16 protein-coding genes are annotated in these 15,491 nt (G+C 61.3%); 13 read left to right on the plus strand and 3 right to left on the minus strand.

Going from position 1 to position 15,491, the window contains the following annotated elements:
- Positions 1 to 5: 5 nt before the first annotated feature.
- Entirely contained in the window at positions 6 to 785 is a 780-nt protein-coding gene (locus U0029_RS12525; RefSeq protein ID WP_114851782.1) for an enoyl-CoA hydratase/isomerase family protein, read from the plus strand.
- Between the two features lie 427 nt (positions 786 to 1,212).
- Positions 1,213 to 1,590 carry a DCC1-like thiol-disulfide oxidoreductase family protein gene (locus U0029_RS12530; protein WP_012416661.1) on the plus strand — a complete coding sequence of 126 codons (378 nt, stop codon included), beginning with the start codon at positions 1,213 to 1,215 and terminating at the stop codon, positions 1,588 to 1,590.
- A 68-nt stretch (positions 1,591 to 1,658) separates the two neighbouring features.
- On the opposite strand, the gene U0029_RS12535 is transcribed toward U0029_RS12530, so the two are convergent.
- From U0029_RS12535 to U0029_RS12545, 3 genes are all read right to left on the minus strand, one after another.
- The gene (locus U0029_RS12535) at positions 1,659 to 1,781 is read right to left on the minus strand and encodes a hypothetical protein (RefSeq protein ID WP_256682173.1); all 123 of its coding nucleotides are present in this window, start codon (positions 1,779 to 1,781) and stop codon (positions 1,659 to 1,661) included.
- Between the two features lies 1 nt (position 1,782).
- Positions 1,783 to 2,148: a hypothetical protein gene (locus U0029_RS12540; RefSeq protein WP_114851781.1), complete on the minus strand. Its 366-nt coding sequence runs from the start codon at positions 2,146 to 2,148 to the stop codon at positions 1,783 to 1,785.
- Between the two features lie 347 nt (positions 2,149 to 2,495).
- On the minus strand, positions 2,496 to 3,062 hold the full coding sequence (locus tag U0029_RS12545; protein ID WP_012416659.1) for a helix-turn-helix domain-containing protein: 567 nt from the start codon (positions 3,060 to 3,062) through the stop codon (positions 2,496 to 2,498).
- 217 nt (positions 3,063 to 3,279) lie between these two features.
- On the opposite strand from U0029_RS12545, the gene U0029_RS12550 reads away from it, so the two are divergent.
- From U0029_RS12550 to U0029_RS12600, 11 genes are all read left to right on the plus strand, one after another.
- Positions 3,280 to 4,644 (plus strand): LLM class flavin-dependent oxidoreductase, encoded by a 1,365-nt coding sequence (locus U0029_RS12550; protein WP_012416658.1) that lies wholly within the window; start codon positions 3,280 to 3,282, stop codon positions 4,642 to 4,644.
- Between the two features lie 69 nt (positions 4,645 to 4,713).
- Complete coding sequence (locus tag U0029_RS12555; RefSeq protein ID WP_012416657.1) at positions 4,714 to 5,211, plus strand: flavin reductase; 498 nt, start codon at positions 4,714 to 4,716, stop codon at positions 5,209 to 5,211.
- A gap of 102 nt (positions 5,212 to 5,313) precedes the next feature.
- Positions 5,314 to 6,747 carry an NAD-dependent succinate-semialdehyde dehydrogenase gene (locus U0029_RS12560; RefSeq protein ID WP_114851780.1) on the plus strand — a complete coding sequence of 478 codons (1,434 nt, stop codon included), beginning with the start codon at positions 5,314 to 5,316 and terminating at the stop codon, positions 6,745 to 6,747.
- Positions 6,748 to 6,882: 135 nt separating this feature from the next.
- A complete protein-coding gene (locus U0029_RS12565; RefSeq protein ID WP_012416655.1) occupies positions 6,883 to 7,095 on the plus strand; it encodes a DUF3311 domain-containing protein in 213 nt (70 codons plus the stop codon).
- Entirely contained in the window at positions 7,092 to 8,567 is a 1,476-nt protein-coding gene (locus U0029_RS12570; protein ID WP_114851779.1) for a sodium:solute symporter family protein, read from the plus strand. The genes U0029_RS12565 and U0029_RS12570 overlap by 4 nt, the downstream gene beginning before the upstream one ends.
- Before the next feature lie 57 nt (positions 8,568 to 8,624).
- The gene (locus U0029_RS12575; RefSeq protein ID WP_114851778.1) at positions 8,625 to 9,119 is read left to right on the plus strand and encodes a 6,7-dimethyl-8-ribityllumazine synthase; all 495 of its coding nucleotides are present in this window, start codon (positions 8,625 to 8,627) and stop codon (positions 9,117 to 9,119) included.
- The gene (locus U0029_RS12580; RefSeq protein ID WP_114851777.1) at positions 9,116 to 10,330 is read left to right on the plus strand and encodes a M20 aminoacylase family protein; all 1,215 of its coding nucleotides are present in this window, start codon (positions 9,116 to 9,118) and stop codon (positions 10,328 to 10,330) included. Before U0029_RS12575 ends, U0029_RS12580 begins: the two co-directional genes overlap by 4 nt.
- Complete coding sequence (locus U0029_RS12585; protein WP_114851776.1) at positions 10,327 to 11,568, plus strand: MFS transporter; 1,242 nt, start codon at positions 10,327 to 10,329, stop codon at positions 11,566 to 11,568. The genes U0029_RS12580 and U0029_RS12585 overlap by 4 nt, the downstream gene beginning before the upstream one ends.
- A 296-nt stretch (positions 11,569 to 11,864) precedes the next feature.
- Positions 11,865 to 12,515, plus strand: coding sequence for a TetR/AcrR family transcriptional regulator (locus U0029_RS12590; RefSeq protein ID WP_114851775.1), 651 nt, complete (start codon positions 11,865 to 11,867; stop codon positions 12,513 to 12,515).
- Positions 12,512 to 14,173 (plus strand): thiamine pyrophosphate-dependent enzyme, encoded by a 1,662-nt coding sequence (locus U0029_RS12595; protein ID WP_114851774.1) that lies wholly within the window; start codon positions 12,512 to 12,514, stop codon positions 14,171 to 14,173. Before U0029_RS12590 ends, U0029_RS12595 begins: the two co-directional genes overlap by 4 nt.
- A gap of 3 nt (positions 14,174 to 14,176) precedes the next feature.
- On the plus strand, positions 14,177 to 15,472 hold the full coding sequence (locus tag U0029_RS12600) for a D-amino acid dehydrogenase (protein ID WP_114851773.1): 1,296 nt from the start codon (positions 14,177 to 14,179) through the stop codon (positions 15,470 to 15,472).
- The last annotated feature ends 19 nt before the right edge of the window (positions 15,473 to 15,491 follow it).

Here is a 15,491-nt window from a genome sequence, read left to right on the forward strand (position 1 = left end):
CCGCCATGAAGGGCAAATACGGCAACAGCGTCACCGTCGACATCCAGGACGCTCAGGCAGTCGTTCGATTCGACCGCGGCGTCAATCGCAATGCCATCGATCAGGACACCCTGCTTGCGCTCACCCATGTCGCGCAAGACCTGGCAGAGTCCCTGGCTATCCACACCGTGTTGCTTACCGGCGCGGCCGACGTTTTTTCGGCCGGCATCGACCTCAAAGATCCTCAAAAATGGCAAGAGGATGACACCCAGATCCTGGTTCGGCGCGATACGGCGCAGCGCGGAGCCCGGCTGTGCCGCCTCTGGGAAGAACTGCCCCAACTCACCATCGCCGCCATCGAAGGCGCGGCAGTCGGCGGCGCGGTCGCGCTGACGCTGGCCTGCGATTGGCGCGTGGCGGCCGAAAACGCCACTATCTACCTGCCCGAAGCCAAAGTCGGCCTCAACATGGGCTGGGGAGCCATTCCTCGCATGGTCAACCTCATTGGCGCACCGCGCACCAAACGCGCCATTCTCCTGGCCGAACGGCTCGGCATGGCGCAGGCCCTGGACTGGGGCCTCATCGATGACATCGCCCCCCCCGGACAGGCGCTCGCCCAAGCCCAGTCCCTCGCCAGGCGTGCCGCACAAACCCCGCCGGCCATTCTTCGCATGACCAAAGAGTCGGTCAACCTCCATGCCAACGCACTCAATCGCTTAGGCATTTACATGGATGCCGACCAGGCCCTGGTCTGCCGCGACAGCGACGAGGGCAGGCGTGCGCGTGAAGCCTTTCTGGTGAAGTAACAGACAAATCGAGCGCCTACAGCTCAAGACCACATGGGGCGAACCGCGGCCTATAGCCGTCCCTGTGCGGGCAGTCGTTTTAATATAAACAAGCAAACTGGAAGTCATTCGATAAAGCCATGCATGCATCGCCGATTGATGGCGCTACAGACCCCTGTTCGCCCTAACCGACAGCGCAAGACATGGCAACGCCCTCGAATGACAGACATTGGCCGACCTAGCATTCGGACATAGCGGGCTTGCATACCGACTGAACGGAAGATGAGAACTGAATCGCGAGGCGTACTATTTCCCAGAGTCTGGAGGCAAGCCCTGCTTCCATGACCTCGGACCCCTGCCGGGTGCAAGCGATGCGCGCCGCCGACGCCAACACGCCTGACACCGAGATTTGCGTTCATGCCATCAACCGCAGACCTAAGCCCTGTACATGCCTGCCAACAACTTCCTGCTCTATGACGGCGACTGCCCTTTCTGCTCAAACTATGTGCAGTGGGTGCAGCTACGCAAGGCCGTCGGGCCGGTAGACATACTCGATATACGGGAGCATCCGGCACTAACGGCCGACTACCTGGCGCGCGGCTACGACCTGGATCAGGGCATGTTGCTGCACCTAAACGGGCAGGACTACTGGGGAGCCGACTGCATCCACAGGCTGGCCATGCTCAGTTCCGGCAGCAATCTGTTTAACCGGATTAACGCAGGCATCTTTCGCCGCCCCAGGCTGTCCGCCATCCTCTACCCCCTCCTGCGAACAGGGCGCAATGCCACGCTGGCCCTGCTTGGACGAAAGAAGCTCCGCCCCTAAGCTACGCCCGGCGGCCTATCGCCCAGCCCGCCCTATCCTGCCGATGCGGGTTTGCTGGTCTGTCATCCCTAAGCTTGCCGGGACGCTCGCCGCTTTTCGCGGTCCGTCTTGATCACATTATTGGCGACGAACAGACCACAACCCAGGACAGCGGCGAGCACGCCAAACATTACCGTCGTTCCGAGATCCATATCAGCCGCCTCGTTCCATACCGTAGAACAAACTCGCCAAGGCGATGGCCAGCGCCGTCGCCAGCAACAGACCGGACAGCTCGAGGCAAAGCATCCACGTCGCCGCTCTCCAGCTTGTTTCAAAAGCCATCGTGGCGGCGGCCATACCACTGAGGATCGCAACCCCGACAAAAAACTGCCCGAAGGCCACTCTTTGCTTGCCGACCGGATGGGTAAACGCCTGCCAAAGAGGCCTCAAGAGGTTTGTTCTCAGATTGCTCAACCTTTCCCGGTTGGGAGGATGGTAGAACTCCGCCACCAGCCACATGAGGGCAATAGGGCTGAGAATCAAACACGAGATAAGCACCGTCCTTTCTTGTAACGCCATACCATCACACCGTCGAACACCGTGCAGCCAAAGGCCGTCCCTAGATTCAGATAATGGCCACAATGTGGCGGTGGCGTCGCGATCATGGCAAACCGCCTCCTCAAAGAGGACCAAACCTGAGGTGAGCGTCGCGAAAAAACCATAGGCGCCCCCCGGGAAGCCCGCGGGTCAGCCGAACAGCATTGACTTCCCGCTTCATGGGTATGGACAGGGCTTGCTCAGCTAGGGGTATGTGTCACGGCGCGGTGTCGTCTGAATCCTGACGATAGGTTTTAGCGCCGCCGCCCAGCGGATGTTCCCGATAGCGATGGCACCGCCAGCGGATGGCGGAGCCCGGCACACCCGCCCTAGCGGCGAACCAGCGCCACCACATAGACGCAGGGCGCGTCCGTCGCATTATGAAATGCACAGGCGGCCGGCAGGCCAAGCTGCAAACAGTCCCCGCGTTCGAGGACATGCGTGACCTCCCCCTCCTGGAACGTCAGCGCGCCTTCGAGAACCCAGATCTGCTGATGCTGGAACACGAAGGCGCTGGCCGGGTAGTCGACCCGTACGCCGGCGGGGAGGGTCACTTGCACCATTTCGAGCATCGTCCCGTTACGGGGTGACACCACACGGCGCTCGTAGCCGGTTTCCGGGTCCACCCATACCGACTGCGCATCCGCCTTGCTTAGGCGTTCGCCGGTGCGCTCGGCCAGTGCCAAAAGCATGGACAACTGCAGCCCGAACGCGCCAGAAAGCTTGCCCAGAATGGTAGCCGTGGGACTGGCTTCGCAGCGCTCGATCTTGCTGATCATTGCCTTAGACACGCCCGACCTGTCGGCAAGTTCGCCCAAGGACCAGCCTCGGGCCTCGCGCTCTATACGCAGCCGCGTGGCGATGGCGATGGAAGGATCAGGGATTGGGTTGTTCATATCGGCAGTGAAATCGGCGGGTCTTGTTCGTGATTGTATCGGCACCGATGACGCCAGCCGCTCAAGCCGCGCTCCTAGCACACAAAGACATTCCGGGTTTGTACCTAGCCAAATCGTCTTTGATAGTAATCAACCGTTTACTATAATTGACGACATAGCTAGACGCGCGATCCGGGCCTCACCCCGGCCCCCCCTAAGTACCGCTTCGGAAAATGATATGCCACGTGAAATCCACTTCAACGCCTTCGACATGAACTGCGTCGGCCACATCCAACAAGGCCTTTGGACGCACCCTCGGGATCAATCCACTCGGCATGGCGAACTGCAATACTGGGTAGATTACGCGAAACGGCTCGAGGCCGGTCTGTTTGACGGAATTTTTTTCGCCGACGTGGTCGGCGTGTACGACGTGCTCGGCGGCAACGCAGATGCGGCCCTGCGCAGCGCGGCGCAAGTGCCGGTTAATGATCCAACCCTGCTTATCCCCGCCATGGCGGCTGTGACCCAGCATCTGGGTTTTGGCGTCACCTCGAATTTGACCTACGAACAGCCTTTTCTGTTCGCCCGTCGCATGTCGACCCTGGACCACCTCACGGGCGGCCGCGTCGGCTGGAATATCGTGACCGGCTACCTCGACAGCGCCGCCCGCGCAATCGGCATTGATGGCCAGATCGCTCACGACGACCGCTACGACCTGGCGGACGAATACATGTCGCTGGTCTACAAGCTGTGGGAAGGCAGCTGGGATGACGACGCGGTGCTCGCCGATCGCGAACGCGGCATCTACGCCGACCCCGCCAAGGTTCGAATGATCCATCACGCCGGCCCCCAATACAAAGTGGACGCCATGCACCTTAGCGCGCCCTCCGCGCAGCGCACGCCGGTACTGTATCAGGCGGGGTCTTCCTCCCGCGGCCGCAAGTTCGCCGCCACGCACGCGGAATGCGTCTTCGTGAACGGCCAGAAAAAGGAGGGCGTCAAGGAAATCGTCGGCGACATCCGCGCCCAGGCCGTACAGCTCGGCCGCCGGGCCGATGACATCAAGGTCTTTCTTGGCGCCACCCTGATCCTAGGCCGCAGCGAGGCCGAGGCCCAGGAAAAATTCGCCGAGTACCGTAAATATGTCAGCAGCGAAGGCGCCCTCGCCCATGCGGCGGCGTCGCTGGGCATCGACTTTGCCAAATACGACCTTGATGAACCCGTAGACACCGGAAAAAGCCAAGCCATTGTGTCGAACGTGGAAGCAATGACACGCGCCAGCGGCCCACAATGGACGCGCCGCAAGCTGCTCGAGCAAATGGTCCTAGGCAGCAGGCAGACGCCCTGGGTCGGCTCGGTCGATCAAATTGCCTCGCAGCTTATCAGCTGGAGCGAAGAGGCCGACGTCGACGGCTTCAACCTGTCGCGCACCGTGGTTCCCGAATGCTTTGACGACGTCATCGAACTTCTCATTCCGCAATTGCAGGAGCGAGGCGTCTACAAAACCGCCTACCGTGACGGTTGCTATCGCCAAAAGCTGTTTGGCCAGCCCCGCCTGCCGGCCTCGCATCCCGCAGCCACCTATCGTAACAACGGCAAGTAAGCCTTTGCCGCCCCCGGGCAAGCCAGGCTAAGCGCCTGTATGCCCGGGCGAAAAAATGAAGGCATCATCATGATTGATAAATTGAACTATCGAGAAGCCATGTCCGGCCTCGGCACAGCAGTCAATGTCATTACGAGTGAAGGTAAGGCGGGGCTCGCCGGTTGCACGGTTTCCGCTGTCTGCTCTGTCACGGATGAGCCTCCCACACTGCTCGTCTGCATCAACAGGGCAAGCAAGAACAACGCTGTGATCCGCGAGAACCGCAACCTCTGCGTGAATATCCTCGCTGGCGATCAAAGCCATATCGCCATGCAATTCGCCTCCAAGGATGTGGCCATGGAATCCCGTTTCGCCGCCGCGACCTGGGATCGACTCGAAACCGGCGCGCCAGCGCTCGTGGATGGCGTCGCTGCGCTGGACTGCGAAGTGACGTCCGCAAACGAGGTTGGAACACACACCGTTTTCTACTGCGAAATCAAGGCCATCCGCAGCGCCGCCGACCGCGAAGGCCTGATGTACTTCGGACGTGACTTCCACCGACTGCCGCGCGCTGCGCGAGCCGCCTAGCGTCCTTCGTCTACCGCGCAAAGAGGCCTCTTGCGTCTCCTCACTCCTAGCCGAGCGGCGCGGGTCAGACCCGAAAACAGAATCAAGATCTTGGATATCAGAATGCACGCTTACCCAGAAATCCGCATGCTTATCGGCGGCCAGTGGCGCCGAGCCGCTGGCGACCCTGTCATCAATCCGTCTGACGGTACGGTCATCGGCTCGGTCCCCAAAGCCAGCGCTCAAGATCTCGACGATGCCATCCAGGCGGCCGCCCAAGGATTCCGCGTCTGGAGAAAGACCGCGCCCGCCCTGCGCGCCGACATCATGTTGCGGGCCATAGCCCTGCTACGCGAACGCGTGGAGGAAATCGCCCACGCCATTTCTCTCGAACAGGGCAAGACGCTGGCCCAGAGCCAGGCCGAAGTGCTCCGTGGCTGCGATCTGATGACATGGGACGCCAACGAAGGCAAGCGGCTCTACGGCCGCGTCGTCCCGGCCGAGCCCGGCATGCGCCACACGGTTATCCGAGAACCCATAGGGGTCATCGCGGCCTTCACGCCCTGGAACTTCCCGATGAGTTCCCCCGCCCGGAAGGTGGGCGGCGCATTGGCCGCAGGGTGCTCGATCATTTTGAAGGCGGCCGAGGAAACGCCGGCTGGCGCCGTGCTGCTCGCCGAAGTGTTCAAAGACGCCGGGCTGCCCGACGGCGTACTCAACCTCGTGTTCGGCGATCCGGCGATGATCTCGGCGCATCTCATCGCCAATCCCACGGTGCGCGGTATCACGTTCACCGGGTCGACGCCGGTGGGCAAGCATCTGGCAGGGCTCGCGGCGCAACACATGAAGCCGGCCATTCTGGAACTGGGCGGTCATGCGCCCGTAGTGATTTGCGAAGACGCAGACCCGGAAAAGGCGGCGATTGCCTGCATCAAGGGGAAGTTGAACAACGCGGGGCAGGTGTGCGTCTCGCCCACGCGCTTCTTCGTCCATGATGCGGTGTACGACGCTTTCGTCGATGCCATGCAGCGTCACGGCAGCCAGATCAAGACAGGCAATGCAATGGACGCAGGCAACGACATCGGGCCCGTCGTCAATCGCCGCCGCTTCGACGCCATCGACGCCCTCACGAAAGATGCGCTCGCACGCGGCGCGCGCCTGGTCTGCGGCGGCAAGCCGCCTGCGGGCGCGGGATGCGTCTACCCCTTCACCGTGCTTGCCGACGTGCCCGACGATGCCCGAGCCATGAAAGAAGAACCTTTCGGCCCCCTGATCCTCATCGTGCGCGTCGCAGACATCGACGAGGCCATCGCGCGATCGAATGCCCTGCCCTACGGGCTGGCCGGCTACGCCTTTACGACATCTGCGGCCAATGCCTACAAGCTGGGCGACGAACTCGAGGTGGGCAACCTGGCGATCAATCACCTGGTGTCTGCCGTGTCCGAAACGCCTTTCGGCGGCGTCAAGGAAAGCGGTTACGGCCGCGAAGGCGGCACAGAAGGCCTTGAGTGCTACACGCACGTCAAGAGCATCTCCCATTTGATGGATTGGGCATAAACCTCCATCGACGATAAGCGGTCGGCGTCGGCCACGCTGACCGTAATAACCACGTGTAGAGATTATCGAGGCGATGAACCGTCGCCTTGAGGTCGACCCACGTCAAATCACAAGGGAAAAACTGGAGATTCATCCATGCGAGCCGTCCACACCCTGGCCTTAGCGCCAGTCCTCATGGTCCTAGTCGGACCGTTCTTTCTCAATCGCGTCACCCCCTTCCTGCTCGGGATGCCGTTTCTGCTGTCTTGGCTGACCCTGTCCCTCGTCCTCACATCCATCGTGATGGCGATCATCTACTTCTCTGACCAAAAAGCGGCCTCCACCCAAGAGGACGGGCACACAAAATGAACAGTGCACTAATCTTTATTGCCTTGGCGGTCGGCATCGCGCTCTTTCTCGGTATCCGGGCGAGACGCGGCAAGGACATGAGCCTGGAGCAGTGGACAGTCGGTGGCCGCGGTTTCGGCGCAGCTATCGTGTTCCTGCTGATGGCCGGAGAAATCTACACGACTTTCGTCTTCCTGGGCGGCAGCGGCTACGCCTACGGCAATGGCGCCGGCGCCTACTACCTCCTGGGCTACGGCAGCCTGCCCTTCATTCTTTCGTACTTCATCCTGCCGCCAGTATGGCGGTATGCCAAAGAGCGCCGGCTGCTGTCGCAGCCCGACTTTTTCGCTGCCAAGTACAAAAGCAATGCGCTGGGCGTGCTGGTGGCCATCGTCGGTTTCATCGCGCTCATCCCCTACCTGGTCTTGCAGCTCAAGGGGCTGGGCATCATCGTCAGCATCGCCTCCTACTCGGCCATCTCCGCCAACCAGGGCGTCATCATCGGCGCGATCGTGGTCGCCTCCTATGTCGCGCTGTCCGGGGTCCACGAATCGGCTTGGACGTCTGTGATCAAGGACGCCTTGGTGATGTTCGTGGCCGTCTTTCTCGGCCTCTACCTGCCGTATCACTACTACGGCGGCATCGAGAACATGTTCACCGCCATCGAGGCTGCCAAGCCCGGCTTTCTGGCGCTGCGTGACGTGGGCCAGAGCCCAACATGGATGGTGTCGACCGTAGTGCTGTCGACCCTCGGCTTCTATATGTGGCCGCACATGTTTATGGCGGTGTACACGGCAAAGGGCGCTGGCGTCTTGCGCAAGAACGCCTTCGTCCTGCCGATATACCAACTCATGCTGCTGTTCATCCTGTTCGTCGGCTTCTCCGCGATTCTGCAGGTTCCCGGTCTGAAGGGCGGCGAAATCGACCTGGCGCTCTTTAAGATCTCATTGCAGACCTTCGACCCCTGGTTTGTTGGTGTGATTGGCGCAGCAGGCATCCTCACCGCGCTGGTTCCCGGGTCCATGATCCTGATGACCTCCGCCACGCTGCTCGCAAACAACGTCTACCGCCCCATGCGGCCCGGCGTGGAAGATGCGCACATTGCCCGCGTCGCCAAATGGCTGGCGCCCGCCATCATGGCGGTGGCCGTCTGGTTCACGCTGGGCGGAGGAGACACGATCGTAGCGCTTCTACTCATGGCATATGCTTTCGTGACGCAGCTATTCCCTGTGTTCCTGGCCAGCCTGTTCAAGTCGAATCCGGTCTCTAAGCCCGCCGCCTTCGCCGGCATCATTGTGGGCGTCTCGATGGTGGCCTATGTCTCCCTCACCAAGCAAACCGTCGCGGGCATGTTCCCCTTCCTGCCGACTGCCCTGAAGGACTTGAACGTCGGCATGATCGCGCTGTTCTTCAACTTAGTCGTCCTGACCGTCGTCTCGGTCTTGACACGCAGTCTCTCCGCCCCAGCCCGACTTTCCCCCAACGCCTCCTAACCCCTGACCCGAGCCTGCGGCGCCGTTCATTGCGAACGGCGCCGCACATCTACGTTTATGCGGAACAAGACACCGACCAGGCGCATCGCCTACATTCAGTCCAGCTGGCATGCCGACCTGCTGGCCCATGCCAGGCTAGCTTTCTATGACAGGATGGCCCATTACGGCTGCGCATCGGATGGCATCGTTACCTACGACGTTCCCGGCGCCTTCGAAATCCCGCTATTGGCCCAGCGCGCCGCACGGTCCGGACAATACGAGGCCATCGTGGGCGCCGCCTTAGTCGTCGACGGGGGCATCTACCGGCACGAGTTCGTCGCGCAAGCCGTCATCGACGGACTGATGCGCGTGCAACTAGAAACGAATGTGCCGGTCTTTTCCATGTCGCTGACCCCCCATCACTTTCACTCCCATAGTGATCACCAGAAGTTCTTCTCCGCTCACCTGAAGCACAAGGGCAAAGAGGTCGCCGATGCCTGCGATGGCATGCTCAATGCGCTGAACCGCTTCGAGCGGTCTCCACAAACCCTCGACCAAGCCGGCCCGCCATGAGCATAGACACCCGCGCCGCCGACGTACGCCCAGACCCGATCGAGGGCCTCTCAGCGTTGCGCAGACAGCTTCATGCTAGACCGGAGCTGCGCTTCGAAGAGCACCTCACCGCGGACGCCATCGCCCAGGCATTGGAAAGCTATGGCTATGCTGTCGAGCGAGGCATTGCCGAGACCGGAATAGTGGCCACGCTGCCCGGCAAAAATCCTGGACGGGCCATCATGCTGCGAGCGGATATGGATGCGTTGCCTATCCAGGAAGCCAACGATTTCGAACATGCCTCGCGACACCAGGGACGCATGCACGCTTGCGGCCACGACGGCCACATCGTCATGCTGCTGGGGGCAGCCCGGGCGCTAAAACGCCTGCCTCAGTTACCCGGAACCGTGCATTTCGTGTTCCAGCCCGGCGAAGAGGGCGGCGCGGGCGCCAAGCGGATGATCGATGAAGGCTTGTTCACCCGCTTTCCGACGGATGCAGTTTTCGGCATGCATAACTGGCCCGCGCTAGCTGTAGGCAGCGCGGGTATCCGGCCCGGACCGATCATGGCTGCCGGCCTGCGGTTCCGCATCCTTGTCTTGGGCAAGGGGGCGCACGCGGCGCAGCCGCATTTGGGCCGAGACCCGATTCCGCTGGCCTGCACGCTCGTCCTGGAACTGCAAACGCTGGCGGCACGGCACAAGAATCCCATCGAACCCGCGGTGATTTCCGTGTGCATGCTCAACGCCGGGCACACCGACAATGTCATCCCCGAAAGCGTCGAGATACGCGGCACGGCGCGCGCGCTCTCCACCGATGTGCTGGAGATGCTGCAAGAGCGCATGCGCAATATCTGTAAGGGCCTGGCGCTGGCCCAGAACACCAGCATCACGCTGGAATGCTTTCAGTTCTATCCCGCCACCGTGAACACGGCCGCCGAGACGCAGCTTTGCGCGAAAGTGCTGCAAGACAGCTTTGGGATCGATAAGGTGGACGTGAACACGCCACCCAATATGACATCAGAAGACTTCGGCTTCATGCTCCAAGAGAAGCCCGGCGCATACGTTCTGATTGGCAATGGGGCGCCAGACGGGCAATCGCCCCCTCTTCACCACCCCCATTACGACTTCAACGATAGCGCCATCGCGCATGGCGTCCAGTACTGGGTCAATCTCGCACAGGCGTATTTCCGACCGGTGCAGGGCCTCAAACCATCGGGCGAATCGGGATGAAAACCCCATCGATTGCCCCTGCCCAGCGCCTGGAAGCAAAACGCTGGCTACGCCCTTCGGCCGTGATCGCCATCGCTCAGCTACTGGGCACCTCGCTGTGGTTCAGCGCAAACAGCGCGGCGCCCGACCTGGCCATCTCTTGGCAGCTCACCGCCTCGGACATCGGCTGGTTGACGAGCGCCGTCCAGGCGGGGTTCATTCTCGGCACACTGCTGCTCGCCTTATTCGGCCTTGCCGACCGCTATCCCGCGAGCCGCGTATTTGCCTTAAACACGGTTCTCGGGGCGGTCTTCAACGGGCTGTTCGCGCTCGCCGCCAATGGTCTTGGCGATGCGATCGCCTATCGATTCTTCGTGGGCCTTTCTCTTGCCGGGATCTACCCCCTCGGCATGAAGCTGATCGTAAGCTGGGAGCCCGCGCGCACGGGCATGGCGCTCGCCCAGCTCGTCGCCATGCTCACCCTGGGCACTGCCCTGCCCCACCTCCTGCGGGAGCTTGGAGCCGGCCTTCCATGGCAATCCGTCGTCCTGGCGTCTTCGGCCCTTGCCTTGGCAGGTGGGCTGATGATCTTCAAGCTAGGGGACGGCCCCTTTCTTCCCGCCCGAGGTCCGCGCGATGCGCAGACACCGGCCGCCGCGCCTGCCAGACCCCATGTGCTCTCCGCCTTCAAGATCAAGGAATTCCGCGCCCCGGCCTGGGGATACTTTGGCCATATGTGGGAGTTATACGCTTTCTGGACCGTGGTTCCCGATCTGGTGACCAGAACGGATCTGGCCTCCCAGCTGCCGGTCGCGGGGATTCCGGGGCTCTCCTTCGCAATCATTGCCCTAGGCGCGCTCGGCTGTATCCTGGGCGGGCTGGTCTCGCAGCGCCATGGAAGCGCTGCCGTCGCCCTCGGGGCCCTCTGCCTCTCTGGGCTGTGCGCCACCCTATTCGCGCTTTTCTGGCATGCCCTGCCCGCCACGGCCCTGATGGCGCTACTGATCTTCTGGGGGGCCTGTGTGGTGGCGGACTCGCCCCAATTCTCGGCGTTGTCGGCACGTAGTTGTCCACCCGAAATCGTGGGTTCGGCACTCGCCATTCAGAACTCGATCGGCTTCGCGATTACCGTCGTTTCCATCGCGCTAACCACGTCTTTCCTGGAGCGAATCGGCCTGGATGCCGTCTGGATTCTGGTGCCCGGCCCGGTGATCGGCTTGCTCGGCTATGTCCTGACAGCCCGGGCCGCCCAGCATTGACCATCCGGGTCCGGATGGTGCGGCAATCGTCAAGAATGGAGAGCCCCCTGACAGGGCGGCTACGGTGAAAAAGCAGGCAAGCCGTGGCGCGCCGCCACCGAAGAATGGCCAATCGCAGGCCACTCGACACGGGTAAACGACTAGAAGAAATTTCGATTTTTCCCTTGCTGAGAAAAATGAAATATCGCTACCATTCTTTTTGTGACCATGTGGTCACATTGCAGAACACCCTTATTTGAATGAGGCTCTGCCTTGGCCTATGTGCCTGCCAAGTCACCAAGGGAAATAAACGACTAATGACCCGTCGTGAGCAAACGAAAAGAAAAATCATGGAGGCGCTTGAAGCGCAGATCCGCGAGACAGGAATGAAAGGCGTCGGCGTCAACGTCATCGCTGCGCGCGCCAAAGTCAGCAAGGAATTGATCTATCGATATTTCGATAGCCTGCCCGGCTTGCTGATGGCCTGGATGCTCGAGCAGGATTACTGGACCGGGCGATCCGACCTCCTGACGGCGAAAGAATCGAGTTATCAAACACCTGCTGAACTCATCCTGGCCATGCTGCGTGCGCAAATCGAGGCATTGGGGAGTAACGAAGCACTCCGGGAAATACGGCTGTGGGAGCTAGTAGAGCGTAACGACATCACCGCTCAATTGGCTGACCGGCGCGAACGGACTGCCCGCGCCTTCATCGACAGGGTAGACGGGCTGACGGATGAGGCAGACGTTCCTGCTCACGTAAGCGTCATGTTGGCGGGCATGATCTACCTCATGCTGCGATCCAAGACGGAGAGCCACTTCCTGGGCGTTCCATTACGGAGCAATGAAGGCTGGGCGCGAATCTTCTCTGCAGTCGAGGCAATGGTAGGCACGCTGCCCGAAAACCTCAAGACCACGCCCCTCTGCGACCTCGAAGGAAAGCGGAACATTCAGGAGAAATCGAAGTGACCCGCGCTGCTGATGTATTTGTTGACAGCTTGATAAACCACGGCGTAGATCGCGTCTTTTGCGTACCAGGAGAAAGCTATCTGAGCATTCTGGACGCGCTATCGGACCGCTCAGCCATCGAGGTCGTGACATGCCGGCACGAAGGCGGCGCCGGTTTCATGGCCCTGGGCGATGCGAGGCTGACAGGCAAACCCGGTGTGCTGTTCGTCAGCCGTGGACCGGGCTCCATGAACGCGAGCATCGCGATTCATTCCGCACAGCAAGATGCGGTGCCCCTCGTCGTATTCGTCGGCCAGGTCGAAAGACCCCATCGCGGCATGGATGCGTTTCAGGAAATCGAGTACCCGCGGGTGTTTGGCAGCATCGCCAAATGGGTAACGGAAGTCAACGATGCAAACCGAATCGCGGACGTCGTGGCGCAGGCTTTTCATGCCGCCGCGAGCGGCACGCCCGGCCCAGTCGTGGTCTCCCTCCCGGAGGACATGCTGGAACAGGATTCAACAGCCTTTCCTGCTGCGCCGTTTGCTCTGCCGGTAGGTGGCGCGGCCCCGTCTCAACTCGCAGAAATCGCGGCGCTCATCGCAAACTCGGCGCATCCGCTGATCATCGCCGGTGGGCTGCTGAAAGGGGACGTAGGCGAGAAGGCATTGCGCGAATGCGCCGAAGCGTTCGGCATTCCCGTCGCCACGGCAGTCCGGCACGCGGATGTCCTGGACAATAATCATCCGCTCTTTGCCGGCCACCTGACATACGGCGCCCCAAAAAAGTTGACCGACGCAGTAGCGCAGGCCGACCTCGTGCTGGCTGTGGGCACGCGCCTGGGAGACGTGACCACGCAGGGCTATACATTCCCCGCCGCGCCGCTGCCAAGCCAACCTGTGGTGCAGGTATGGCCCGACCCTCGCGCCGTCGGGCACGTGCGAGGATTGAAGCTGGGATTGACGGCCGACCCTGCTGCATTCTTGAAAGATCTCAAAGGTTTCGCCCCCGAGGCCCCGGCCTCTTCGCATTTGGCATGGGCCGATCGATTGCATGAGGTCGTCGTTGACCTGCGCAAGTGGGACGGCCCGCTCGATGCGGACGACGGCGTGGTTTTCGCCGCGATGGTCAAGGCCGCGGACCGTCTGCTCGACGACGACAGCATCATCACTTTGGATGCCGGCAACTTCGGCGGATGGGTACAACGATTCCTGCGCTTTGGCGGTGGCCGAAAAATGATCGCTCCGGCATCCGGCGCAATGGGATACGGGGTTCCGGCTGCGGTGGCATGCAGCCTGCGCTTACCCGATCGTAAAGTGGTTTGCTTTGTTGGAGACGGCGGCTTCCTGATGACGGGCACCGAACTGGCCACCGCAATGCAGTCGGGCGCCAAGCCCATCATCATCATTTCCGACAATGCTTCGTACGGCACGATCCGTATGCACCAGGAAAAGCATTTTCCCCGCCGCGTGAGCGCAACGCAGTTGAGCAACCCGGATCTTCTGGGTATGGCGCGTTCCTTTGGTGCATTGGCGCTGAAGGTCGACCACAGCTCGGATGCCGAGCCTGCCCTGAAAGAAGCCCTGGCGGCAGATCGCGCCGCCGTTATCGTGGTGCGAACCAGCCTTGCCCATATTTCAGTGGCCGCCACGATCGCACAGCTACGCGAAGGCGCGTGAGCCATGAAAATTATCGTGATCGGCGCAGGCATCATCGGCATGACTTCCGCCTATGCCCTGGCGAAGCGGGGGCATGAGGTGACGGTTGTAGATGGCCAGCCACAAGCCGGAACCGCCACGAGCCTGGCGAACGGCGCCCAACTCAGCTATAGCTTCGTCTCCCCGCTTGCGGACAAAGGCGTGCTACAGAAGCTGCCCGGCTGGCTGTTGAGCGCGGATTCACCGCTGCGATTCCGCCCCAGGCTTGACCGGGCCCAATGGCGTTGGCTTTGGACGTTCATCGGCCTATGTCAGCATAGCGCGGCAGAGCGCACGACCCGAGAGCTGCTCCAACTTGGGGCCTTGAGCCGCCGGCTTATGCATGAAATGGTGCAAGACCATGATTTTTCTTTCGACTTCGCCCCTAGCGGCAAGCTGCTCGTCTACCAGAATATCGATACCTATCGAGCCGCCCAGGCCTTAGCCAGGTTTCAGGCCTCCCTGGGTTGCGAGCAGCATGACTATACGCCGCAGCAATGCGTCGATGTTGAGCCTGCGCTGACAGATATTGCATCGAGAATCGTGGGCGGCATATTCACGCCCACGGAAGATGCCGCCGACTGCCATGCGCTGTGCACGGAACTCCAACATTATCTGAGCCGGTCTCTAGGCGTTACGTTCCAGTTTGGCACCCGCGTGAATCGCGTCGTGCTAGAGGGCAGCCGCGCCATCGCATTGGAAACGAGTGCAGGCTCCCTCGGCGCTGACGGCTTCGTCATCGCCAATGGCGTTGAGGCGCAAACGCTTTGCGCTTCGGTCGGCATCGACCCGCTCATCTACCCCCTCAAGGGCTATAGCCTGACCTATGAACTGACTTCAGATAGCTGCGCCCCGCACACCAGTCTGAGCGACGTTCACAACAAAGTCGTCTATGCACGGCTTGGCAATCGCCTGCGCGTGGCAGGGATGGTCGATATCGGTGACCGATCACTGGCCGTCGATCGCAAACGGATAGCCGCGCTCAAAGCGCAAGTGGACGACTATCTACCTCGCTTGAACGCGGCGGGCATCCCGACGGAATGGACAGGCTTGAGACCCGCGCGCCCAGACAGCAAGCCCATCATAGGCGCCACCCCTTACGAGCGGCTGTGGCTCAACGTGGGCCACGGCGCCTTGGGTTTCACCTTGGCAGCCGGAAGCGCCGAAGTATTGTCGGACCGCATCGAGGGACGGCGCTCAGCCATCTCGGAGCCACTTTTCAGCTTGACCAGTAGCGCGCGGCGCCGTAACGCCATCGCGCGCCCCTTGCAGCCAAGCTAAGCCGAAAGACCTTTGGGGA

Origin of the sequence: Bordetella avium (assembly GCF_034424645.1) — a bacterium.
GTDB lineage: Bacteria > Pseudomonadota > Gammaproteobacteria > Burkholderiales > Burkholderiaceae_B > Bordetella > Bordetella avium.